Below are 23,368 nucleotides of genomic sequence, written 5' to 3'. Positions count from 1 at the left end.
GGGTCAACTCTTTCAACCAAGCAGGTCATACAAGGCTGACGATTGTCATAGAGTAGAGTAGAGACACAGAAAGGAGACTCTATTCTATGCAATCATTCCGCCAAGCCTTTAAGGATCAGACGATGCTCTATGTGTTTGTGGGCGTCTTGTTTTTAGTGGGCGTGCTGTTTGGAGCGTTGATGGTCAATGCGCTTTCATTGGAGCAGCAGCAGGATATGGCCCGCTATTTAAACCACTTTTTTGTTAACGTGCAGGACGGTGGAGAATCCATGAGTCAGTCTTCTTACTGGAGCATCGCAGCCCTGCATCTGAAATGGATCGGTTTGATATGGATTCTGGGATTGTCCGTCATCGGGCTCCCGGGAATATTGATATTGGATTTTCTAAAAGGGGTTCTCATCGGGTTTACGGTTGGTTATCTGGTGGGACAGTATTCATGGAAAGGTCTGCTGTTCGCCTTGGTCTCGATTGCGCCGCAAAATTTGCTTATCATACCGGTGCTTATGATGTGCAGCGTAGCTGCCATCACCTTCTCGCTCTACATTATCAGGGACCGATTTATCATGAATCGCGGAGGCAGCATGATGAAGCCTTTTGCCTCGTATGCCATGCTGACATTTTTCATGGTCATGCTGACGCTCGGGGTCGCTTCCTTTGAAACCTGGGTAACCCCCGCCATGATGCGCTGGGTTACGCCCATGTTGCTATAATCCGCGAATTTTTCCATAAAGCAAAACCGTTTGACTTTGTTTGTCAAATCCCCCTATAATGAAGGAAGTGAACAATAACGTGCAGTGATTTCCAAGGGGGAGGGAAACGATGGAAGCGCGGATCGACAAAATTAAGCAGCAGCTACAATCCCAAGGATACAAATTAACGCCCCAACGGGAAGCCACGGTAAGCGTATTGTTGGAAAATGAAGACGACCACCTTAGCGCAGAGGATGTATTTATGCTCGTGAAAGAGAAGGCTCCGGAGATCGGTCTGGCAACCGTGTACCGTACCCTAGAGCTGCTCAGTGAGCTTCATGTTGTAGAGAAGATAAATTTTGGCGATGGTGTCGCCCGTTACGACTTGCGGACGGATACTTCGAAGCATCACCATCATCATTTGATATGTACTCAATGTGGAAGCATGGATGAAATACGCGAGGATTGGCTCGGTCCGTTGGAAGAGCGGTTAGAGCGAGAATTCAACTTTACCGTTCATGACCATCGGCTTGATTTCCATGGCATATGCTACCGTTGCAAAGAGAAGGGCAAGAATGACCAGGACAAATCCTAATTTTATATCTTTCAACAAACCGCAGTGATGATCATCACGGCAGCCCTCTACGGCGGTAAGCCGGGAGGGCTTTTTAGATAATTAACTATATTAGGTGGTTCATGCACGCTTATCGTATCGTTCACTTTTAAGCACAAATTATACTTTTACATCATCCAAGTACGTCGATTAGACGTTTTTTTTATTCTTCAGAATAACCGCCGGGCCCAATGGCTGATCGGAGATAAGAGGGATGCCGTCATAATCCTGCAGCTTGTATCATAGGCTTTACGTGAAATGATACCTGCAATACCCGCTTTCAATTGAGCGATCGATGCCATGTGAAAGAGAGGCGCTGCCAGTGATTATATCTATTCGAAAAATAGGCTCACTGATCCGTTTTATTTCGATGTTTGCCGTGTTGACCATGTTTTTTTACTTCGTGCTGGGATGGGTAGGCGATTGGCTAACGCCAGTGGATCCTTACCGTGCGCCTTCGGGACAAGCGGTAAAGGCTTTTCAGCCGGAGAGCACCATGGACTCCCGTTATTCGCCGGCCGAGCGTCTCCGATTGTATTACTGGTACGGAGAGTGATCGTGCTTGCAAAGGGCCGCGGGAATAGGAGCAAAAGATCATGAAACGATATCTGGACGAATATGTACAATACCTGGAGGACGAGAAGGGACTGTCCCGAAGCACGATAGCTTCGTATCGGGCCGACCTTCAAGGATTCCTAGCATTTGCAGCTGAAAGGGAGATCACCCATCCGCGGGAGGTGAATCGAACGCTGCTCGGGCTGTATGTGGGAAGGTTGAGGCAGCAGGGGAAGGCGGCATCGAGCCTGCTTCGATGCACGGCTTCCCTGCGTTCCTTTTTTCAGTATTTGGTGCGTCAAGCCGTTATTGTACAGGATCCGACTCAGCTGCTGGATAATCCGAAGCCGGAACGGAAGCCGCCGAAGTCGCTAACCGTGGAGCAGGTGGACAAGCTGCTGTCGGCTCCCGATTCCGGTACCCCGCAGGGCGCCAGGGACAAAGCGATGCTTGAGCTGCTGTACGCTTCGGGCATGAAGGTCTCGGAATTGGTGAATCTGTCCATCCATGACATCCATTTGGAGATGCGCTTTTTACGCTGCGCGGTTTCCGGTGGGAAGGAGCGTATTCTGCCGATCACCCCCATTGCAGCCGAGAGCGTTGCATTTTATGTGCGAGATATGCGGGACAAGCTGATGCGGGATGCCGGGGAAGACGCGTTATTCCTGAATTCGCTGGGAACGCGCTTGACACGGCAGGGTTTTTGGAAAATTATTAAAAAGTATGGCAAGCTTGCCGATATTGACGAGGACATCACGCCGCATACCCTTCGGCATTCGTTTGCCATGCATTTGCTGGGGAACGGCGCGGACTTGCGTTCGGTTCAGGAGATGCTGGGACACTCGGCATTGTCCACAACCGGCATGTATCAATCTGCCAAGAAAAGCATGAAGGAAGTATACGATCATTATCATCCGAGATCATAGGGCGGACTTACATGCTCTAGAATCTACAATTTATCATCAGAATAGGAGAGGTATGAATATGAGTTCAGTCCATCAGCAAAGCATTAAGGAAGCAGCGGCATACATACGAGGGCAGAATGGCGTCCAGCCCGAGGTCGGCCTGATTTTGGGTTCGGGGCTCGGCGTGTTGGCGGAATTGATTGAGAATCCGGTTTCGATCGCTTACACGGACATTCCTCATTTTCCCTTATCGACGGTGGAAGGACATGAAGGCGAACTGCTGCTGGGCGCGATCCACGACCGGCCTGTCGTCCTGATGAAGGGCCGCTTCCACATGTACGAAGGCTACGGTCCGGAAGTGACGGCTTTTCCGGTACGCGTCATGAAGGAGCTTGGCGTAAAGAGCCTGCTTGTTACCAATGCGGCCGGCGGCATCAACACGTCCTTCGAGCCGGGCGACCTCATGCTGATCTCCGATCATCTGAACATGACAGGAACCAACCCGTTAATCGGGCCTAACGATCCGGCGCTTGGCGTACGCTTTCCGGACATGTCCCAGGCTTACAGCCGTCAACTTCGCCAATTGGCAAAAGAAGTCGCCGTGGGTCAGGGCATCGTGCTGAGAGAAGGGGTTTACGCAGGTTTGCTGGGACCGACTTATGAAACGCCGGCCGAGATTGTCATGCTGCGCACGCTCGGTGCGGACGCGGTAGGCATGTCCACCGTGTCCGAGGTCATCGTAGCAAGGCATGCGGGGCTTGAGGTGCTGGGCATCTCCTGCATCAGCAACATGGCTGCGGGCATACTGGATCAGCCGCTATCCCATGACGAAGTGATGGAAACAGCGGAGAAGGTCCGTGAGAAATTCCTGGCGCTCGTTATGGCCATCATTCCCAAGATGTAATGGTTGTTAGCATGAGGCTGGGCTTTTCGCAGATTTACATCTGCAAGAAGCCCAGCCTCTTTGTTATGTCCTTTTAGATGAATGGCAACAATTTTCCCTAAAATACTGGAATAATTTGTTTTCAACCTGACGACAATGAATAGCAGACCCGCGTACAGCGGGATGCCATTACGAATGTCAGGAGGGGACGGAAGTGAAAAAAGCGTTAATCGCTGGATTCCTGGTTCTAGCCGTGGGATTGTCCAGTGCGGCTGTACCAAGTTATGCGGAAGAAAATAGCAAACCCGGCGGAGGATCATCTCAAGAGGAGCTGGCGCCAAGTGCCCGTTCCGCTATATTGCTGGATGCGGATACCGGAACCATTATTTACGAGAAAAACAGCCATGATAAGCTGCCTCCGGCCAGCATCACCAAGGTAATGACGATGCTGCTTACGATGGAAGCGATCGATGAAGGACAATTGAAGTGGACCGATAAGGTGCGCACCAGCGAATATGCGGCATCCATGGGCGGATCCCAGATTTTTCTTGAGCCCGGCGAGGAAATGACCGTGGACGAGATGCTCAAAGGCATTGCCATGGCATCGGGCAATGATGCTTCCGTTGCGATGGCGGAGAAGATTGCCGGCTCGGAAGAAGGCTTCGTGAAAATGATGAACGAGAAAGCGGCGGAGCTCGGAATGAAAGATACGCATTTCGTGAACTGCAACGGACTTCCTGCAGAGAATCATTATACATCGGCCCATGACATAGCGGTCATGAGCAGGGAATTGCTGAAATACGACCAGATCACCAAATATACCGGCGCTTATCAGGATTACTTGCGCAAAGATTCGGAGAAACCCTTCTGGCTGGTCAATACGAACAAGCTGGTGCGGTTCTACACGGGCGCGGACGGATTGAAAACCGGGTATACGTCCGAAGCCAAGTTCTGTTTATCGGCAACGGCCAAACGGGACGGGCTGCGCGCGGTAGCGGTTGTCATGGGGGCTCCGGACACCAAGACGCGGAACAATGAAGTGTCGCGCATGTTTGATTATGCCTTTTCCCAATACACGATGCACTCCATCTATAAGCCTGGCGAAGTGCTCGGTATCGTGAAGGTGCAAAAGGGCAACGTGCCCGAGATCTCGATTCAAGCGGAAAAAGACTACAGCGTGCTTGTCAAGAAAGGCGTAAAGAATCCGGACATCCGTCATGAGATTCAGTTGGATCCGAACGTGAAGGCACCGGTAGCCGCAGGACAAGTCATCGGCAAGCTGTCTGTCTATCAGGGGGAACAGCTCGTGAAGGAGTTCGAGCTGACGTCGCCTGTCGAGGTGGAAAAGGCCGGATTCTGGAAGCTGTTCAAACGGACGACCGGCAAGTTGTTTCATGTAGATTAATGGGAGTTTTCTTCTAGTTTTGTCGTGATGCAGGAATGTCTTTTTCGAATGTAGAAATCCTTGTTCATGTCAGGGAGGAGAGTGAACAAACATGAATCTGCATGTTGATATGGAGCATCACAGGCATGTTCTGATCGTCCGTCTGTCCGGCGAGCTGGATCATCATACGGCCGATCATGTCCGGATGCAGCTGGATGAAGCCATTCAGAGACGTCAAACAGAGCACTTGGTGCTGAGCTTAAAAGACTTGGATTTTATGGACAGCTCAGGGCTGGGAGTCATTCTGGGACGCTATAAATTCATCAAGCAAAAGGGCGGAAAGATGGCGGTGTGCGATGTCAAGCCGCAGGTTTACCGCTTGCTTGACATGTCGGGGCTGTTCAAGATCATGCCGATATACGAGAACGAGGGCACGGCACTCTCGGGTCTGGAGGTAGTGTCATGAGTGAAGGAAGAGCACAGCATAATTTTATGTCGCTGCAGTTTGCCGCTAAGTCGGAAAACGAATCCTTTGCCCGTGTCGCCGTGGCTGCATTCATCTCCCAGATGGATCCCAACATGGATGAGCTGAACGATCTGAAAACGGTGGTTTCCGAGGCCGTCACGAACAGCATCATCCATGGTTACGACAGCGACCCGGAAGGGGTCGTCAAGATTGAAGCCTCGATTGACGGGGATATGATCACGCTGCGCATCGAAGATTCCGGCCACGGGATCGAAGATTTGGAGATGGCGAAGCAGCCGCTGTATACCTCGAAGCCGGAGCTGGAACGATCCGGCATGGGATTCACCATCATGGAAAATTTCATGGACGAATTCGAAGTGGTCAGCGAACCAGGCAGCGGTACGTCGATCAAAATGAAAAAGAGGATCGAATCTAAGAAAGCTTTATATAATTAGGGGTTGGACAAATGGATGCCGATGTGAAGAAAACTTCGCAGACTTATTTGGACGACGCGGAGGTCAAACGACTCATTGCACTTAGCCAAAGCGGGGATAATGTCGCCCGGGACACGCTCGTCAACTGTAATATTCGTCTTGTCTGGTCTGTCGTTCAACGGTTTATGAACCGGGGGTATGAGCCGGATGATCTGTTTCAGATCGGCTGTATCGGTCTCCTCAAATCCGTGGACAAGTTCGATCTCAGTTATGACGTAAAGTTCTCTACCTATGCCGTACCGATGATTATCGGTGAAATTCAGCGTTTCTTAAGGGACGACGGGACTCTGAAGGTCAGCCGTTCGCTTAAGGAGATGGCCAACAAAGTCAGGAAGAAGCGGGACGAGCTGTCCAAGCAGCTCGATCGTCTTCCCACGGTGAAAGAGGTTGCCGAAGAGCTGGGGGTAACGCCCGAGGAAGTGGTGTTTGCCCAGGAGGCGAACAAACCGCCAACCTCGATTCATGAGACCGTATTTGAAAATGACGGGGATCCCATCACGCTAATGGATCAGATTGCCGATGATTCGCAGGAACGATGGTTTGACAAGCTGGCCTTGAACGAAGCGATAGGGGGCTTGACCGAACGGGAGCGGCTCATTGTATATCTAAGGTACTACCGGGATCAGACGCAGTCGGAAGTTGCCACCCGGCTGGGTATATCCCAGGTGCAGGTATCGCGACTCGAGAAAAAAATATTGCAGAGCATTCGAAACGAGATCGCGCAGTAGCGGGATCTATACCGTATCCTAAAGCCTGCACAAAGAAAGCGCCGTCCTACTGGGACGGCGCTTTCTTGCGGAAATAAGACCTTAGCCACTTCAGCGTCTTCCCCCTTTATCTCACTTGACGAACTTTCCCTAAAGGGGGCCTGTCTTCTAAGTGAGATGTCGATGGTTGATTAGCTTGTTTTTGTGTATAACGGCCCTGGCCGGTCCGGCGATTAAAGAAAGTATGGTAAATCCGAGTAGAAACGATGGCAATTTCCCATACTAACGGTAATTTAGCAGTAAAGGAGTGTTTCGGATGAAGGTTAATCCCACTCCGACGGTGTTTCTGCAGCTGCGGAGCCGAATACGGCTGCCGAGAGACCAGACCGTCAAACTAGGTGATGTCGCCTTCATAGTCTGTGAGCCCGAATGGGAGAAACGGCTCAGAGCCCTGCCGTTGACTCAGCCGAAGGATATCGACGGCAACCGTCTTGTCATGGATCTGATTCAAATCATTCCGAAGATACAAGGGCTGATTCCGGGCGCCCATATTGAACCGATGGGTAACCATCATACCCTGGTGGAGCTTGTCGGCCCGGACAGCAAACGATCCCGACTGTGGTTCCCGCTTATTTGGCTGCTCTTGTTTTTCGGTTCTGCGCTCACCATCATGAACTTTCATGCAGACGTCAACATGCTTGAGGTCCAGATCCGGATTGTCGAAATGGTGACGGGAAAACGAGATGAGCATCCCTATTTGTTCCAGATCGCTTACTCTCTGGGGCTCGGATTCGGCATGACGGTGTTCTTCAATCATTTGTTCAAGAAAAAATGGAATGAAGAACCGACCCCGCTGGAGGTGGAAATGTACCTCTATCAGGAAAATCTGGATCAGTTCGTGGTTGCCGAGGAATACCGGAAAATGAACGCCAGTGCCGATACGACGGGGGAAAAACCATGATGTTGTCCATTCTGCAAGGGGTATTTACCTGTGTTCTCGGCGTTGCCGGAGGCATCGCCGTCGGCGGCGGCGTGATTGCGCTCATCATTGTGCTGGACATCATACCGAGATTGTCCCAGTTGACGGCGACTTACAGCCGGGTGCATTGGTACGAAGGAGCATTGATAACGGGATCCTTCATTGGCACGGTGGCCGATTTCTGGAGATGGTCCGTTCCTTTGGGACCGGTCGTGAGTACCGTAATCGGACTGATGTGCGGAATATTTATCGGCATGCTGGCAGCCGCACTGACGGAAGTGTTGAATGTCTTGCCGATTCTGGCCAAGCGGCTCCGGCTGAAGGGGTATCTGTTTGGTCTTCTGATGGCCATGGTGGCAGGCAAGGTAGCGGGTTCCCTGTTCGACTGGTTTGTTTACAGCAAGTGACAGTTATGGCTAGGAGGTAGGTTATGGACGAGAAAACAACGCATGGCGGCGAACTGGAGGCCGGGATTCCGATCATTCCTCCATCGGAGATCAAAGCGCTGGAGGAAGAAGCGCTGAAGGAGAAGAGGGAGGCGGAAACCTCCGACAGCACCAAGGAATCCGTTATTTATTGGCAGCAAACGGACGATGTTCCCGCGAAACTGAGCGTACTGAAAGAAACGCTTAAGGAAGTGATCGGCCTTGGTGTTTCGTTTGACGTGGTATTCCGCGAGATGAACTTTGCCGGCAGAAATGCGGGGCTTCTCTTCTTAAACGGGTTCACCAACGATGTCGTGGTGACGGAAATTTTGACAAGGCTGACGTACCTGACGCCTGAGGATGTTAGCAACCAGGCGCTTACCGAAATCATGAACCGCTATATTCCCCATGTTCAGGTGGAGCGGGATACCAGGCTCAGCAAGGTGATTGACGAGGTCCTGTCGGGCCTATGCGCGCTGTTCATCGAGGATGCGCATTCCGCCATCATCCTGGACACCCGGAAATATCCCGTACGGGGACTCGAAGAGCCGGCGGTCGAACGCGTTGTTCGAGGCGCCAGGGACGGGTTTACGGAGACGCTGGTGACGAACGTTAACCTCGTGCGGAGACGGGTTCGTGATCCGGGACTGCATGTGGAGATCATCAAAGTGGGAAGGCGTACGAGAACGGACGTCAGTTTGGTCTTCATCGATGACGTAGCCGACCGTACCCAGGTAGAAGCCATCCGGGAGAAAATCCAGGAAATCGATTTGGAGGGGCTCCCTCTTGGCGACAAGCAGCTGGAGGAAGCGATTGTAAACAAGGGCTGGCACCCCTATCCGCTGGTCCGTTATTCGGAGCGGCCGGACGTGGTATCTTCCCACCTGCTGGAAGGCCGGATCGTCATTATGGTGGATACATCGCCGAGTGTGATGATCATGCCGACCACCTTCCTGGATCTCTGCCAGCATGCGGAAGAGAACCGGCAGACCCCGTTTATGGGGACCTATCTTCGCTGGATACGATTTATAGGCATTTTTGCCTCGATGTTCCTGCTCCCGTTGTGGATGCTGCTGGTTGTCCATCCTGAATTGAAGCCGCCGGGACTCGATATCCTCGGTCCGCAGGAGAATGCGAAAATCCCCATTATTCTGCAGTTTCTGATCGTGGAATTCGGCGTGGATTTGCTCCGTTTGGCCGCGGTTCATACGCCGACGCCGCTCGCATCGGCAATGGGCCTGATCGCTGCGATTTTGATCGGCGATATTGCCGTTAAGACCGGATTGTTTGTCAACGAGGTTGTCTTGTATATGGCGGTTGCATCCATCGGGATGTATGCGACTCCGAGTTACGAGCTGGGACTTGCCAATCGGATGGTCAGGCTGATCCTGCTGCTGGCCACAGCCTTGTTCGGGGTGAAGGGCTTTGTCATCGGCACAACGCTCCTGATTCTGCTTCTGACGACCCACCGTTCCTATAACTCGTCTTATTTATGGCCGTTTATACCATTTAGTGCAAAAGCGATGGGCGAAATTTTATTCCGCAAACCGCTGCTTCTGTCAAGAAGACGCCCGGCTCTCAACAAAACGCGTGACAACACGAAAATGGGCCCGGAAATGAATCCGAGGGGCGAGCACTAACAATAACACAAATGTTGTGTTGAAAAATCCATTTTGATTACCTTCCGTTGTCTGCTATACTGTGAACAATTATTCGATTACCCTATTTTTGAAACAATGGATCGGAGGAATTGTAAGCATGTTTTTACACGGTACAAGCAAGATTAACGATCAGGGGCATTTGGAAATCGGCGGGTGTGACACATCCGATTTGAAAGCTCAATATGGAACACCACTATATATCGTAGACGAGCAGTCGGTTCGCAACCGCTGCCGGGAATACATCGAGGCCTTTAAGGCTTCCGGTTTGAAGTTCCAAGTCGCGTATGCAAGCAAGGCGTTCTGCGTTATGGCCATGTGCCGATTGGCCGACGAGGAAGGCATGTCGCTCGACGTTGTTTCCGACGGAGAGCTGTACACGGCGCTTCAAGCCGGATTCCCGGCGGATCGGATTCATTTCCACGGAAATAATAAGACGCCGGAAGAGATCGAGATGGCGCTGGATGCCGAAATCGGCTGTTTCGTCGTCGATAACGTGATCGAACTGCATATGCTGCAGGCCATCGCTGCCGAGAAGAAGCGCAAGGTCAACATTTTGCTTCGCGTGACACCGGGCGTCGAGGCGCATACGCATGAATATATCTCGACAGGACAAACCGATTCGAAGTTCGGCTTTGATATCGGCAACGGCTCTGCGTACGAAGCGGTGCAGCTTGCGGAAGCACAGTCGAATATTCATCTCATGGGCATCCATTCCCACATCGGTTCCCAGATTTTTGAGGTGGAAGGCTTCCAGATGGCTGTTCAGCGCGTAGCTGAATTTGCAGCTTCCGTAAAAGAAGGCCTGGGCGTCGTGTTCAAGGTCGTGAACCTGGGCGGCGGATTCGGTATCCGCTACGTGGATGGAGATACGCCGCTTCAAGTATCCCAATATGTAAAAGCGATTACGGATGCGGTAAAGAACCATTTTGCGGGCCTTGGTTCCGAGCTTCCTGAAATTTGGGTGGAACCGGGTCGGAGCATCGTCGGTGACGCAGGTACCACGCTCTACACGGTGGGAACCAGCAAGGATATTCCCGGGGTGCGCAAATATGTTGCCGTCGATGGCGGCATGACGGACAATCCGCGTCCGGCGCTCTACGAGTCGAAATATGAAGCGCTGCTTGCAAACCGGGCTAAAGAAGAGCCGGAAGAAACGGTATCCATTGCCGGCAAGTGCTGCGAGAGCGGAGACATGCTGATTTGGGACCTGGAGCTTCCGAAGGTTGAAACGGGCGATCTGCTGGCGGTGTCCTGCACGGGCGCATACAACTATTCCATGGCCAGCAACTACAACCGGATCCGAAAACCTGCGGTCGTATTCGTGAAGGATGGGCAAAGCAACCTGGTCGTTCGCCGCGAATCGCTTGCCGATATCATCAGCAACGATGTCGTGCCGGCGGGTGTAACAAAAGAAACCGTTACGAGTTCATAAGACGTCAATGTCTCTGGATAGGAAGAGCCCGCCATAGCCTTCGGCTGCGGTCAGGGCTCTTCGTCCTGCCTTCCGTTGGATATCATCGCGAGGACGGGGACAAGTTCGTTTTGCTTCGAGGCTCAATTCATAGTAAACTATAACTTGCATTGTAAAAAAATCGATAAAAGCGTTTGAGATAACGGAAGGAGATACACACATATGGCAAAAAAAGCGAAGATCACCTTGGAAAACGGCAAAGAGGTTGTGCTCGACCTGTTCGAGAACGATGCACCGAACACGGTAGCTAATTTTGAGAAATTGGCCAACTCCGGCTTCTATAACGGTCTGGTATTTCACCGCGTAATTCCTGGATTCGTCGCTCAAGGCGGATGTCCGCAGGGAACGGGGACCGGCGGACCGGGTTATACCATTAATTGCGAGATCAATCCTAACAAGCATGAGCGCGGAAGCTTGGCCATGGCGCATGCCGGCCGTAACACCGGCGGAAGCCAGTTCTACGTGTGCTACGAGCCGCAGCCTCATTTGGACGGACAACATACCGTATTTGGCAAAGTCGTTGAAGGCATGGAGTATGTGGATGCATTCAAAGGCCGCGACAAAATGGAAAAAGTAGAAGTGTACGAAGCATAATACATTCAGCTTCATGCAAAAACAGGCTCACCCTCAGAGGTGAGCCTGTTTTTTATGGCCGCCGCAAAGGGCGGATTACGCAGGGGCTGGGAACAATCGGCGGAGTTCTTCGGGGACGGGCCGGCTTTTACGTGAGTTTACATCCATCGCCACGCTGGTAACGATGGCATCCGCGCAAAGCTCATGCTGTTCGTTATATATCCGCTGGGCCATGACGTAACTCGTGCGGCCCATGGATTCGGGTTCCGTCACGACGGTCAGCCGTTCGCCTTGGCCGCACTCCTTGCGGTAATTGATATTAATATTGACGGTGACGGTCTGGACCCCGAGCCGTTTCAGCACATCATACCGCAGATCTCCCGCTTCGTACCATTCCTCCCGGCCCCACTCCAGGTATTCGAGGTATTTTGCATTGTTTACATGTCCGTTGACGTCGATCTCCGTGGGACGGACGATAATGTCCAGCGAAGTTTTCATCGTGGCTCGCTCCTTTTCAACTGCTACTTATCTCCTTGCTACCCTACTTAACTGTTCTCCCTTCGGGAAGCATTCTCCTTCAAAAGTCCATGCTAATGACAGCATTAAAGTTATTCGCTTTAAAAAAGTTAGTTGTTTTTTCTTGCAATTTTCAAAAGGGGGTGATAAGATTCTTCATAAGATCAAACAATTTCATAGGTTTAATCCTTCGGGGCAGGGTGAAATTCCCTACCGGCGGTGATGAACGCAGTTATTGAGCTTATCGAAGCAGAGTGCTGCGTCTTAGTCCGTGACCCGGATATGAATGTGACGTTACACATCGTATGCGGTGGACCTGGTGCAAATCCGGGACCGACAGTATAGTCTGGATGGGAGAAGGAGTGAGAGGCACATAAGCAGCACATGTTATTGTGTCTTTGCGCACAGCGTGACATGCGTTATGTGCAGGTTTTCACATGCAATTCAAAGCTGTGACGGCGTTTTTTTTGGTGTCGCCTGTTACGGATTTGGGTCGCTTGTTATACGCGAAATCTGCATTCATGACGGTTATTTATCGTGTCAATGATTAACTTCCATCAAGCCCTGTTAAGGATTCTTCGGAATCTTTGGCCGGGCTTTTTTGTATGAACGTTGGGAAAGGGGCATGTTTAGCATGGATATCGTCAACGATGAATTCTATATGTCACTTGCGCTGGATCTGGCTGAACGTGCGCAGGGCCAAACCGGGATCAACCCGGTAGTCGGCTGCGTCGTCGTTAAGGATGGCGCTCTCGCCGGGGTGGGCACGCATCTGGAGCGGGGAACGCCGCATGCCGAGGTTCATGCCCTGAATATGGCCGGGCCGAAAGCGGCAGGCAGTACCGTGTACGTGACATTGGAGCCCTGCAGTCACTACGGCGCTACGCCGCCTTGCAGCGAGAGGCTTATCGCCGAGGGCGTTCGGCGGGTGGTTGTGGCCTGCGAGGACCCGAATCCCCTCGTGGCGGGCAGAGGGATTCAGATGCTGCGCGCAGCGGGAATCGAGGTTGAAACGGGTATCCTTAAAGATCGCGCTCTTCGCCTGAACGAAGCCTTTATTAAATTCATTACGACGGGCCGGCCCTTCGTCACGTTAAAGACGGCGAGCACGCTGGACGGCAAGATCGCATCGAAAACCGGGGACAGCAAGTGGATCTCCAATGAAAAATCCCGGGAGCTTGTGCATACGCTGCGCCATCGCCATCAAGGCATCATGGTCGGCGTGTCTACGGTTATCGCGGATAACCCGAGCCTGACGACCCGGCTTGGCGTTGAGGGGCTCCACCCGGTCAGGATCATCGTGGATTCGAGCCTGAGGATACCGCTCGACAGCCATGTCGTGTCAGACGGATTGGCGCCCACCTGGATCTTGACGACGGAGCAGGCGGATGTTACGAAGCGGTCCGAGTTGGAAGAGCTTGGTGCTCAGGTCATCCCCTGCGGACCTGGACCGCGGGTGGATCTAAAGGGAGCGCTGCTGCAACTGGGACAAAAGGGGGTCGCCTCGATATTGCTGGAAGGCGGCGGTACGCTTAATGGCTCGATGCTGGAGCAGAAGCTGGTGGACCGGCTCATCCAGTTTATCGCCCCCAAAATCATCGGCGGGTATGATGCGCCGGGAAATTACATGTTCAGCGGTTATGAACAGATGAACCAAGCGATTTCGCTGACAGGACTTGAGACCGAAAGACTGGGCGACAATATCTACGTCACCGGCATTCCGGTCTGGAAATAAGGAGCGAGAAAGGAGGGAAGCCTGTGTTTACTGGATTGGTCGAGGAGATCGGCGAGATGCGGCGTATCGGGCGCCAAGGGGAGGCCATGCTGCTGAGCATTTCCGCTAACCGGATTATGGACGATCTGAAGCTGGGCGACAGCGTATCCGTAAATGGCGTCTGCTTGACGGCTACAGCGATCGACAAGGGCGTATTTACGGTTGACGTTATGCCGGAAACCTATAGAAACACGAATCTCAAGGAGCTGCAGCCGGGCGGGAAGGTTAATTTGGAACGGGCGATGGCAGCCGGAGGGAGATTCGGAGGCCATATCGTTCAGGGACACGTGGATGGCATCGGCGTCATTCGGAGCGTAAAGTCCGATCAGAACGCAGTGGTATACGAGATTTCGCCCGCGAATGGGGACGTATTCAAATATATCATTCCGAAAGGCTCGGTCACGCTGGATGGAATCAGCTTGACCGTTGTCAAAACGACGGATTCCTCCTTTACGGTGTCCATCATTCCCCATACGCTGGCGGAGACGGTGCTCGCTTATAAAAAAGCGGGCGACACGATTAATATCGAATGCGACATTTTGGGGAAATATGTAGATCACCTGCTGCATTACGGTTCGGAAGGCGCAGGAAGCAGAAGCGGCACGAAATCGGGGATCAGCAGGGATTACCTGGCCGAGCATGGCTTTGCCTAAGCCGTTTCTTGCATATAGAGATATCTCCATGAGAAGAAGGAGGAATAGGGATGGATGAGCGCTTTTCATTTCATACGATCGAAGAGGCATTATCAGATTTGAAGGAAGGCAAGGTCGTCATCGTTGTTGACGACGAGGACCGCGAGAATGAAGGCGACTTTATCGCATTAGCGGATAAAGCTACCCCCGAGGTCATCAATTTCATGATCACCGAAGGCCGCGGGCTGGTCTGTTTGCCAATGACGCAGACTAGGGCTCAGGAACTCGATCTCAAACCGATGGTGACGCAAAACACGGACTATCATGGAACGGCCTTTACGGTCTCCATTGACCATAAGGACACCACGACGGGCATATCCGCCTATGAACGTTCCATAACCGTCAACGGCATCTTGGATCCAAATGCATCGGCCGCCGATTTTCGAAGACCGGGCCATATGTTTCCGCTGATTGCCAAAGACGGCGGCGTTCTTCGCCGGGCAGGACATACGGAGGCGGCTGTCGATCTAGCCCGCCTGAGCGGCTCCTATCCGGCAGGCGTCATCTGCGAGGTGATCAAGGAAGACGGCACGATGGCAAGGCTTCCAGACCTGGTGGAGATCGCGAAAAAGCATGATCTGAAGCTGATCAGCATCAAGGATCTGATCCATTACCGCAACGAAAAAGAAAAGCTCGTGCAGCGCGAGGTGGCCGTGCGGATGCCCACCGACTACGGCGTGTTCCAGGCCGTAGCTTATACCAATGACGTGGACAACAAAGAGCATGTCGCATTGGTAAAAGGGGAGATCGACCCGAGCGAGCCGGTTCTCGTCCGCGTGCATTCCGAGTGCCTGACAGGGGATGTGTTCCACTCCCATCGCTGCGACTGCGGTCCGCAATTCGAAGCGGCCCTCCGCCAGATCGATGAAGCAGGCAGAGGCGTGCTTCTCTATATGCGCCAGGAGGGACGGGGCATCGGTTTGATCAACAAGCTGAAAGCCTATAAGCTGCAGGAAGAAGGGCTCGACACCGTGGATGCGAACCTGAAGCTAGGCTTTGCGGCGGATCTGCGCGATTACGGCATCGGAGCCCAGATCCTGAAGGATTTGGGCGTAAGGAAGATCCGCCTGCTGACAAACAATCCGCGTAAAATCAAGGGTCTCGAAGGTTACGGCCTGGAGGTCGTGGAGCGCGTCCCGATTCAAATGCCGGAGAACGAGGATAATACGGGCTACCTGCACACCAAGCAAGCGAAGCTCGGTCATATGCTGAAGTTCAATGATATCGAGCAGAACGAGAGCGCTAACTAATCAGCAACCAATAAAAGGTCAATCATGTAGGAGGTTTGCCTCATGGAATGACCCAGCGAAGAGGGCGGAATGCTGCCGGAGAAGCGCCAGCGGTCGCCTTTAACTCCTGATTTCCACCTTGAATAAATAGTTCATGAAATCGGGAGTTAACAGCGATCGGAAGCAGCAGCCGTCAGCGCAGCGGGCAATAACATCGATGTCATCCCAAATCCATGTTTGACCTTATATAAACTCCAACCCGAAAGGAAGTCATCCAACATGGCAACAATATTTGAAGGTCATTTAGTATCCGAAGGTTTGAAATACGGCATCGTAGTAGGTCGTTTCAACGAATTCATCACCAGCAAGCTGCTTGGCGGCGCACTGGACGCCTTGAAGCGTCACGGCGCACAGGACAACGAAATCGACGTCGCTTGGGTGCCGGGGGCGTTTGAAATTCCGCTCATCGCCCAAAAGATGGCAGAAAGCGGCAAATACGATGCGATCATCACCCTGGGAACCGTCATTCGCGGCTCCACCACGCACTATGATTATGTGTGCAACGAAGTGGCCAAGGGGGTGTCCGCCATTAACCTGAAGACCGGCGTGCCAACGATTTTCGGCGTCGTCACGACGGAGAACATCGAACAGGCCGTCGAACGCGCGGGAACGAAGGCAGGCAATAAAGGCTGGGATTCCGCCATGGCGGCCATTGAAATGGCGAACTTGACGAAAAGCCTAAAATAGTGCTTATTTAATGTAGTGCTCTTTTTATAGGGCACTGCATTTTATTTTTGGCGGGAGGATTCACCGTGACCGTATTATACAAGCTGGAAACGTTTGAAGGACCGCTCGATCTGCTGCTGCACTTGATTGATAAAGCGGAAATCGACATCCAGGATATTCCCGTCAGCGAGATTACCGAACAATACATGGCCTATTTGCACAACATGCAGGAGCTGGAGCTGGAAATTACGAGCGAATTTCTGGTGATGGCTGCAACGCTGCTGTCTATAAAGAGCAAGCTATTGCTTCCGAAGCCTCCGGTTATCGAAATGGACGAGTTCGATTTTTTTGAAGAGGATGACATGGATCCGAGAGCGGAACTCATCGCGAAGTTGATCGAATACCGCAAGTACAAAGGAATCGCCCGACATCTGCATGAGAAGGAATGGGAACGCAGCATGATTTACTCCAAGGAAGCGGAGGACCTGACTCCTTACATGCCGGAAGTGGAAGAGAACCCGGTGCAGGGATTACATATCTCGGATTTGATCGCAGCTTTTCAAAAAGCGTTAAGAAAAGCCGTCAAACGGACATCGTATGCCCGCATCCAGCGGGATGAAATATCGGTTAAGGACCGGATCCGGCAGGTGATGGACGCTCTGGAGCAGGTCGGGCCGGGAGGCCGGATTCTGTTCTCCAAGCTGCTGCACGAGGAGATGGAGCGCCATGAAATCGTGGTGACCTTTCTGGCTATCTTGGAGCTGATGAAGATGAAGCAAATCCTGTGCTACCAAGAGAAATTGTTTGAAGATATCGTCATGGAGTGGAGAGGGGAAGAACGCATTGATGGATTATCCGAAGCTGAAATCGATTATTGAGGGGCTTCTGTTCTTGGCGGGAGAAGAGGGCTTGTCGGTAAAGCAAATTGCTGAAATCACCGAGCAATCGGATGGCCTCGTTGGCGAAGCGCTGGAGGATATGAAGGAAGAATGGGAGCGATATGAACGGGGAATTCAGATCGTGCAGATTGCGGGTAGCTACAAAATCGCGACGCTGGCCGAGCACGCCCCGTATTTCGAACGTCTGGCGTATTCGCCTTCCCGCTCCTCATTGTCGCAAGCCGCGCTCGAGACGCTTTCCATCGTGGCCTATCGGCAGCCGATTACGCGGGTGGAGATTGAAGACATTCGCGGCGTCAAGTCCGAAAGAGCCATCCATACGCTGGTAAGCAAAGGGTTGATCGAAGAAGTCGGACGCGCGGAGGCGATTGGCAGACCGATTTTGTATGGAACGACCAAATCGTTTCTGGATTATTTCGGACTTGCTAACATCAAGGATTTGCCGGAGCCGTCGCAATTCGAGGACAACGATCATCTGGAAGAGGAAACCCAGCTGCTGTTCGACAAGCTTGACGGACAACAGCTTACGTTTGATGATGTGGAGGAAAGCTAGCCACAATATATTGTATAATGCTTCATTTGAGAAATGGGTCCTGAGCGTGGATAATCCGCGTCCGGGACCTTTTTTTGTCGTTCCGGCATATGAAAGCAGAGGATCGGAGCAGTTTCGCATCATTTGGAGACCCTTTTGCCATACTAAGCCAAGCGGATTACATTTTACTAAGTTCGTTTTGGGGGTTACTTCGTGAGGATATGGATCTTTCTTACGGTCGGTCTGGTCGTTCTCCTTATCGTATTGCTGATCGTTGTACTGAGCTCGAAGGTCACGATTAAGCTGGATGTGGTTCTAAGAAAAAATGAATATAAAGTATTGGCGGAAATGAAGATGCTCTTTGGATGGATCATACGCAGGTATGAAGTCCCCTTTCACCTGGCGAACGGTGGCATTGAATTTAAACCGGAGAACCGGGAGGGGCAAGGGAAACCCGATTCGGATGAAACCAAGGCTCCTTCCAGCAGAACGATACGCTTTAAGGACTACGGACGGGCACTGCTTTCAACAAAGGGTTTTAAAAAATGGGTCAAACAAACGATGGCGGCCGTTCATCTCATGGATGTGCGCTGGTCAACCCGGATTGCCTTGGAGCATGCGGCCGATACCGCGGTTGCAACCGGATTGCTTCATGCTGTTAAGCATACCATTATGGGTTGGATGTCGTACCGGCTGATTATGGATGAGCTGCCGGAAATCCAGGTGGTACCGGTCTTTAACGGTCCGCCGCAAATTTCCACAGAGCTTTGCTGCATAGCGAAAATCTCCTGCGGAAAAGCTATGTATGCTGGACTGGTACTTATAGTTCGCGTGTTAAAGGTGAAAGGAGGAGTTAGATCATGGCAGAACACCCTATTCAAGGCTTGATGCAAACGGCTATGGAGAACATCAAGGGAATGGTGGACGTGAATACGATCGTAGGCGACCCCGTGAATACACCTGACGGCAGCGTCATTTTGCCAATCAGTAAGGTGGCGTTTGGTTTTGCAGCGGGCGGGAGCGACTACAACGTTGAAGCCGGCGGCACACACCATAATACCGCTAACGGGACGCATACCGACCATAATGCCCTACCTTTTGGCGGCGGCAGCGGCGGCGGCGTGTCCATCCGGCCCATAGCTTTCCTGGTCGTGGGTAAAGAAGGCGTGCACATCGTTCCGCTGGACAACCAGACACATCTGTTTGAACGGATTATCGATGCGACCCCGTATTTACTTGATCAAATCCAGTCGATGTTTCAATCGGGAAGCAATGCCGCAGGCAGCACGACGCCTCCCCCGGCATACTGATTGAAGCGGGCAGATCCCTTTCGTTCATAACGGAAGGGATTTTTGCTGCAATGAAATGGACATACCTTCAGCGAGGACGACATATACTTGTACAAGATTTCTGAACACCGGAGGATAAAATGATGAAAATGAAATGGACGAACCGCAAGTCTATGTTATCCATGTTGATCGCCATATGCTGCTTGCTGGTTACGGCTGTCCCTGTACACGCAGATCACGAGCAAGGCCCGTCCAATCATGCACAGGCAGCTGCGCTGATTGACGTGACGTCCGGGAGAATGCTGTACAGCAAGAACGGGGACGAGCGTTTAAGAATCGCCAGCTTGACCAAGATTATGACCGCCATCGTGGCCATTGAACACGGCAAGCTGGATGATCGCGTCAAAGTCTCCAAGAATGCTTTTGCCAAAGAGGGCTCCTCGATCTTCCTGAGGCTTGGAGAGGAGATGACCCTTGAGAATCTGCTGTACGGCTTGATGCTGCGCTCCGGCAACGATGCTGCCACGGCCATTGCGGAGCATGTCGGCGGTACGGAAGAAGGCTTTGTGTTATTGATGAACGAGAAGGCCGCCTCGCTCGGCATGACGAATTCGCATTTTATGAATCCGCATGGACTGGATCACGACGAGCATTACTCGTCAGCGCATGACGTAGCCAAACTGACGGCATATGCCCTCAAGAATCCGGTCTTTAGCGAGATCGTCAAAACCCCTACCAAGAAAGCGCCCAACCCGAATGAAGCGTGGGACTACAAATGGGACAACAAAAACAAAATGCTGCGCTTCTACGAAGGGGCGGACGGCGTCAAAACGGGTTACACCAAAAAAGCATTCCGCTGCCTGGTGAGCTCCGCTACTCGTAACGGCCAGCAAATCGCAGCGGTAACGCTGAATGACGGCAACGATTGGAACGACCATTCCAACATGCTGGATTACGGCTTTGCTCATTTTCCACTGAAAAAGGTCACGGAAAAGGGACAGAAAATCCAGGGCTATCCGCTCGTCACGGGCAGTTCCTTCACTTATGCGTTCGCGCATGATGAGGAAGCGCGCCTGGTGAAGAGACTGGTCCTGCATAAAGCAAGCACGCCCGACTTGTCTTTTGGGCTGCGGGGGCATATTGAGCTGCTGCTCGATAATGTCAGCATCGGCAAGGTTCCGGTCTACGCGGAAGGAAGCAAACTTCCTGAAGTCCCAGAGGCCTTGCAAAAGTCCAGGAGCGCTCTGGGACCTGTCGGTTCCTTGTCGCTTTGGCAGTCTGCAGGAGAAGTGCTTCGGCATCTGTTCAGGGGCGCACATAACTAGCCTTCGCAAAAGAATCGTGTATTCTCTTAACAGCGGGGCAGCAAAACGGGGGCGAAGAGATGATCAATTTGATTTGGATGGGGATGCTTGTGATCGGGTTTGGTTTTGCGGCCGTCAACGGGAACATCGACAGCGTCACGAAAGCCGCATTCGACGGAGCCCAAACGGGCGTTACCGTCTCCTTCGGTCTTATCAGCATACTGGTATTCTGGCTTGGCATGATGCGGCTCGCAGAGGACGCGGGTCTGCTGAAAAAAGTGGCCAGGCTGCTGGGGCCGGTTGTCCGCTTCCTGTTCCCGGATGTACCGAAAAACCATCCCGCAATGGGATACATATTGTCCAATATGAGCGCGAATTTGTTCGGTCTGGGCAATGCGGCGACTCCGATGGGAATCAAAGCGATGCAGGAGCTTCAGAAATTGAATCCGGATAAGGAAACGGCGTCTGCCGCGATGTGCACGCTCCTGGCGTTAAACACGGCCAGCATTACGCTGATACCGACAACGCTGATCGCGATCCGGCTTAATTATGAATCTGCCAATCCTTCGGAAATCGTCGGAACCACGCTATTGGCCACTGCGATTGCTACGGCCGCAGCTATTATCGCCGACCGTTGGTATCGCAGACGAACGATGCGCCGCCAGAAGCCGCCCGGAATCGGTACAGGCCTGAACCCGGACGTGAAGGGGTGATGAGTCTTGCTGTCTTGGATTAATATCGTTTCCGCCTGGTCAATACCCATTATTATCGCATTTATTCCTCTTTATGCTTATACGCGCAAAGTGCCCGTATACGAATCGTTTGTGGACGGAGCCAAGGACGGCTTCTCCACGGCGATCGGAATCATTCCGCATTTGGTCGGCATGATGGTAGCCATAAGCGTATTCCGCTCTTCCGGCGCCCTGGAGTTTTTTGTCGGTTGGACGGGCCCTTTTCTGCAATCGCTCGGCGTACCGAGCGAGATACTGCCTTTGGGAATATTACGGCCGCTGACAGGTACGGGCTCCCTCGCTTACACAACGGAGCTGATCCGCGCATACGGACCGGATTCGATGATCGGCCGAATTGCTTCGACCATACAGGGAAGCACGGACACAACCTTGTACGTGTTGACCGTCTATTTTGGCGCCGTGGGCATCCGCAATGGCCGCTATGCGTTGAAGGTCGGACTGTTCTCCGATTTGGTCGGGTTTATTGCGGCGATTGCCGTCTGCTTGCTGGTGTTCGGTTAATTGATTTCATGGACGACTGTCAGAAAGCCAAAAGCAAGGCATATAGTAAGAAGGTGCGTTTTTTCAATGTAACAGGACGTATGCCTATACCCTTGATTCCGCCATGTCATATACTGCTGCAATCACAATTTGTAGTAGGGGTGATGGAATGGAAATCGAGGGTTTTGTTATTCATCATACCGTGTGCGCGCAGGAACCGCGAAACTGGGATTTTATGATCCATCCGGACGGCTCCGTGTCCGCTTCTTCCGTGCTGGTCCAACCGGGACAGATCCACATCTGTCTGGAAGGCGACTTCAATGCCAGCTACGAGTCGATGACGCTGGACCAGAAAACGCAGCTGTTTACCGCCAGCAAAATCATTTTGGAGCTGTCCAGACTCCATGATATTTCCCCGCTATACTTATTTCCCCACTCCGACTCCTGCCCAGGGGCACATTTTCCATGGAACGCGCTTGTGATTTATCCTGTCGATGGTTATCATTAGGAATGAGGTGACCTAACGAACATGGAGAGATTACAGAAAATTATGGCACAGGCCGGAGTCGCTTCCCGCCGCAAGTGCGAGGAATTGATTCTTGAAGGCAAGGTGCAGGTAAACGGGGAGACCGTTACCGAGCTCGGCACGAAGGCCGATCCAGCCCAGGATATCATTACGGTTTCAGGCAAACCGATTAAGAATGAGAAAAAGGTATATGTCATGCTGAATAAGCCGAAGGGAGTCATTACAAGCGCTTCTGATCCCGAAGGCCGTAAAATTGTATCGGATTATCTCAAAGGCATTAAAGAGCGGGTATACCCGATTGGACGTTTGGATTACGATACGGAGGGGCTTTTGCTCCTGACCAACGACGGGGAGTTTGCCAATCTGCTCAGCCACCCCAAATACCATGTGCCCAAGACTTATTTGGCTACCGTGAAAGGGGTGCCCCACGGCACCGAGCTGGACAAGCTTCGACGAGGGATTATGCTGGAGGACGGAATGACGTCTCCTGCGGAAGTGGAATATAAGGACGTGGATCCGGACAATAAACAATCCGTTATTTCGATCACGATTCATGAAGGCCGCAACCGTCAAGTGAGAAGGATGTTCGAAGCGATTTCCCATCCGGTATTGAGATTGAAGCGGATATCTTACGGGGATCTGCTGCTGCAAAATTTAAAGCGGGGCCTGTACCGCCATTTGACGGCGGACGAAATCAACCAGCTCCTGCAAATGGCGAAAGCCGCAAAGCCGGGCGGGAAACCGAAGAAAAAACGTTAAACCCGACACATAATATTCAAAATGGCGAGCGGCGTTTATGACAAATTTCGTTATAATTGTTCATAGGATGTTCACACCCGTAGTA

At 52.1% G+C, this 23,368-nt stretch carries 28 protein-coding genes and 1 riboswitch; of the genes, 27 read left to right on the top strand and 1 reads right to left on the bottom strand.

The genetic code is table 11. From position 1 onward, the window contains the following. Window positions 1-86 precede the first annotated feature (86 nt). The 14 genes from spoIIM to RB298_RS07615 all read left to right on the top strand — a co-directional run bounded on the left by spoIIM (window position 87) and on the right by RB298_RS07615 (window position 11,826). Window positions 87-710: a stage II sporulation protein M gene (spoIIM, locus tag RB298_RS07680; protein ID WP_096773250.1), complete on the top strand. Its 624-nt coding sequence runs from the start codon at window positions 87-89 to the stop codon at window positions 708-710. Between the two features lie 109 nt (window positions 711-819). After that, entirely contained in the window at window positions 820-1,284 is a 465-nt protein-coding gene (gene fur / locus RB298_RS07675; protein ID WP_006209405.1) for a ferric iron uptake transcriptional regulator, read from the top strand. 340 nt (window positions 1,285-1,624) lie between these two features. Continuing rightward, a complete protein-coding gene (locus tag RB298_RS07670; RefSeq protein WP_009595237.1) occupies window positions 1,625-1,858 on the top strand; it encodes a YqzK family protein in 234 nt (77 codons plus the stop codon). A 40-nt stretch (window positions 1,859-1,898) separates the two neighbouring features. Beyond that, window positions 1,899-2,783: a site-specific tyrosine recombinase gene (locus RB298_RS07665; RefSeq protein ID WP_096773251.1), complete on the top strand. Its 885-nt coding sequence runs from the start codon at window positions 1,899-1,901 to the stop codon at window positions 2,781-2,783. A 58-nt stretch (window positions 2,784-2,841) separates the two neighbouring features. After that, the gene (locus tag RB298_RS07660) at window positions 2,842-3,666 is read left to right on the top strand and encodes a purine-nucleoside phosphorylase (RefSeq protein WP_096773252.1); all 825 of its coding nucleotides are present in this window, start codon (window positions 2,842-2,844) and stop codon (window positions 3,664-3,666) included. A 193-nt stretch (window positions 3,667-3,859) separates the two neighbouring features. Beyond that, on the top strand, window positions 3,860-5,050 hold the full coding sequence (locus RB298_RS07655; RefSeq protein ID WP_096773253.1) for a D-alanyl-D-alanine carboxypeptidase family protein: 1,191 nt from the start codon (window positions 3,860-3,862) through the stop codon (window positions 5,048-5,050). Window positions 5,051-5,141: 91 nt separating this feature from the next. Beyond that, complete coding sequence (spoIIAA, locus tag RB298_RS07650) at window positions 5,142-5,495, top strand: anti-sigma F factor antagonist (RefSeq protein ID WP_009595152.1); 354 nt, start codon at window positions 5,142-5,144, stop codon at window positions 5,493-5,495. After that, complete coding sequence (spoIIAB, locus tag RB298_RS07645) at window positions 5,492-5,950, top strand: anti-sigma F factor (protein ID WP_090910947.1); 459 nt, start codon at window positions 5,492-5,494, stop codon at window positions 5,948-5,950. Before spoIIAA ends, spoIIAB begins: the two co-directional genes overlap by 4 nt. An 11-nt stretch (window positions 5,951-5,961) precedes the next feature. After that, window positions 5,962-6,717 carry an RNA polymerase sporulation sigma factor SigF gene (gene sigF, locus RB298_RS07640; protein ID WP_009595135.1) on the top strand — a complete coding sequence of 252 codons (756 nt, stop codon included), beginning with the start codon at window positions 5,962-5,964 and terminating at the stop codon, window positions 6,715-6,717. A 295-nt stretch (window positions 6,718-7,012) separates the two neighbouring features. Continuing rightward, complete coding sequence (locus RB298_RS07635; RefSeq protein ID WP_015734486.1) at window positions 7,013-7,657, top strand: stage V sporulation protein AA; 645 nt, start codon at window positions 7,013-7,015, stop codon at window positions 7,655-7,657. Continuing rightward, entirely contained in the window at window positions 7,654-8,082 is a 429-nt protein-coding gene (locus tag RB298_RS07630; protein WP_096773254.1) for a stage V sporulation protein AB, read from the top strand. Before RB298_RS07635 ends, RB298_RS07630 begins: the two co-directional genes overlap by 4 nt. 23 nt (window positions 8,083-8,105) lie before the next feature. Next, window positions 8,106-9,740: a spore germination protein gene (locus RB298_RS07625; RefSeq protein ID WP_096773255.1), complete on the top strand. Its 1,635-nt coding sequence runs from the start codon at window positions 8,106-8,108 to the stop codon at window positions 9,738-9,740. A gap of 118 nt (window positions 9,741-9,858) precedes the next feature. Then, window positions 9,859-11,193, top strand: a complete 1,335-nt coding sequence (gene lysA / locus RB298_RS07620; RefSeq protein ID WP_096773256.1) for a diaminopimelate decarboxylase — start codon at window positions 9,859-9,861, stop codon at window positions 11,191-11,193. A gap of 201 nt (window positions 11,194-11,394) precedes the next feature. Beyond that, complete coding sequence (locus tag RB298_RS07615; RefSeq protein ID WP_009595227.1) at window positions 11,395-11,826, top strand: peptidylprolyl isomerase; 432 nt, start codon at window positions 11,395-11,397, stop codon at window positions 11,824-11,826. A gap of 75 nt (window positions 11,827-11,901) precedes the next feature. On the opposite strand, the gene RB298_RS07610 is transcribed toward RB298_RS07615, so the two are convergent. Then, window positions 11,902-12,303 carry an acyl-CoA thioesterase gene (locus tag RB298_RS07610; RefSeq protein ID WP_009595168.1) on the bottom strand — a complete coding sequence of 134 codons (402 nt, stop codon included), beginning with the start codon at window positions 12,301-12,303 and terminating at the stop codon, window positions 11,902-11,904. 200 nt (window positions 12,304-12,503) lie between these two features. Continuing rightward, window positions 12,504-12,687, top strand: a riboswitch (FMN riboswitch). 268 nt (window positions 12,688-12,955) lie between these two features. Here RB298_RS07610 and ribD point away from each other — a divergent pair. The 13 genes from ribD (at window position 12,956) to RB298_RS07545 (ending at window position 23,283) form a co-directional block, all read left to right on the top strand. Next, entirely contained in the window at window positions 12,956-14,056 is a 1,101-nt protein-coding gene (gene ribD / locus RB298_RS07605) for a bifunctional diaminohydroxyphosphoribosylaminopyrimidine deaminase/5-amino-6-(5-phosphoribosylamino)uracil reductase RibD (RefSeq protein WP_096773257.1), read from the top strand. A 23-nt stretch (window positions 14,057-14,079) separates the two neighbouring features. Next, window positions 14,080-14,748, top strand: a complete 669-nt coding sequence (gene ribE / locus RB298_RS07600) for a riboflavin synthase (protein ID WP_096773258.1) — start codon at window positions 14,080-14,082, stop codon at window positions 14,746-14,748. Between the two features lie 50 nt (window positions 14,749-14,798). After that, window positions 14,799-16,037, top strand: coding sequence for a bifunctional 3,4-dihydroxy-2-butanone-4-phosphate synthase/GTP cyclohydrolase II (locus tag RB298_RS07595; protein WP_015734493.1), 1,239 nt, complete (start codon window positions 14,799-14,801; stop codon window positions 16,035-16,037). A 258-nt stretch (window positions 16,038-16,295) separates the two neighbouring features. Continuing rightward, window positions 16,296-16,763, top strand: coding sequence for a 6,7-dimethyl-8-ribityllumazine synthase (gene ribH / locus RB298_RS07590; RefSeq protein WP_009595158.1), 468 nt, complete (start codon window positions 16,296-16,298; stop codon window positions 16,761-16,763). A 65-nt stretch (window positions 16,764-16,828) separates the two neighbouring features. Further along, a complete protein-coding gene (locus RB298_RS07585; RefSeq protein WP_096773259.1) occupies window positions 16,829-17,620 on the top strand; it encodes a segregation and condensation protein A in 792 nt (263 codons plus the stop codon). Further along, window positions 17,589-18,194 carry an SMC-Scp complex subunit ScpB gene (gene scpB, locus RB298_RS07580; RefSeq protein WP_090910937.1) on the top strand — a complete coding sequence of 202 codons (606 nt, stop codon included), beginning with the start codon at window positions 17,589-17,591 and terminating at the stop codon, window positions 18,192-18,194. Before RB298_RS07585 ends, scpB begins: the two co-directional genes overlap by 32 nt. A gap of 192 nt (window positions 18,195-18,386) precedes the next feature. Next, window positions 18,387-19,061, top strand: a complete 675-nt coding sequence (locus tag RB298_RS07575) for a DUF2953 domain-containing protein (RefSeq protein ID WP_486046646.1) — start codon at window positions 18,387-18,389, stop codon at window positions 19,059-19,061. Continuing rightward, window positions 19,034-19,483, top strand: a complete 450-nt coding sequence (ytfJ, locus tag RB298_RS07570; protein ID WP_009595256.1) for a GerW family sporulation protein — start codon at window positions 19,034-19,036, stop codon at window positions 19,481-19,483. The genes RB298_RS07575 and ytfJ overlap by 28 nt, the downstream gene beginning before the upstream one ends. Window positions 19,484-19,602: 119 nt before the next feature. Then, window positions 19,603-20,787, top strand: a complete 1,185-nt coding sequence (locus RB298_RS07565; protein ID WP_096773261.1) for a D-alanyl-D-alanine carboxypeptidase family protein — start codon at window positions 19,603-19,605, stop codon at window positions 20,785-20,787. A 59-nt stretch (window positions 20,788-20,846) separates the two neighbouring features. Then, complete coding sequence (locus RB298_RS07560; protein WP_096773262.1) at window positions 20,847-21,479, top strand: nucleoside recognition domain-containing protein; 633 nt, start codon at window positions 20,847-20,849, stop codon at window positions 21,477-21,479. 6 nt (window positions 21,480-21,485) lie between these two features. Beyond that, a complete protein-coding gene (locus tag RB298_RS07555) occupies window positions 21,486-22,019 on the top strand; it encodes a spore maturation protein (RefSeq protein ID WP_015734499.1) in 534 nt (177 codons plus the stop codon). A gap of 148 nt (window positions 22,020-22,167) precedes the next feature. Continuing rightward, window positions 22,168-22,506 carry an N-acetylmuramoyl-L-alanine amidase gene (locus tag RB298_RS07550; protein WP_486046643.1) on the top strand — a complete coding sequence of 113 codons (339 nt, stop codon included), beginning with the start codon at window positions 22,168-22,170 and terminating at the stop codon, window positions 22,504-22,506. Between the two features lie 21 nt (window positions 22,507-22,527). Beyond that, on the top strand, window positions 22,528-23,283 hold the full coding sequence (locus RB298_RS07545; RefSeq protein WP_096773265.1) for a pseudouridine synthase: 756 nt from the start codon (window positions 22,528-22,530) through the stop codon (window positions 23,281-23,283). Window positions 23,284-23,368: the final 85 nt, after the last annotated feature.

This window comes from Priestia sp. BR_2 (genome assembly GCF_041954005.1).
Taxonomy (GTDB): domain Bacteria; phylum Bacillota; class Bacilli; order Paenibacillales; family Paenibacillaceae; genus Paenibacillus_AQ; species Paenibacillus_AQ lautus_A.
The sequence above is the reverse complement of the archived record's forward strand: the minus strand, read 5'-3'. Positions and strand labels throughout refer to the sequence as shown.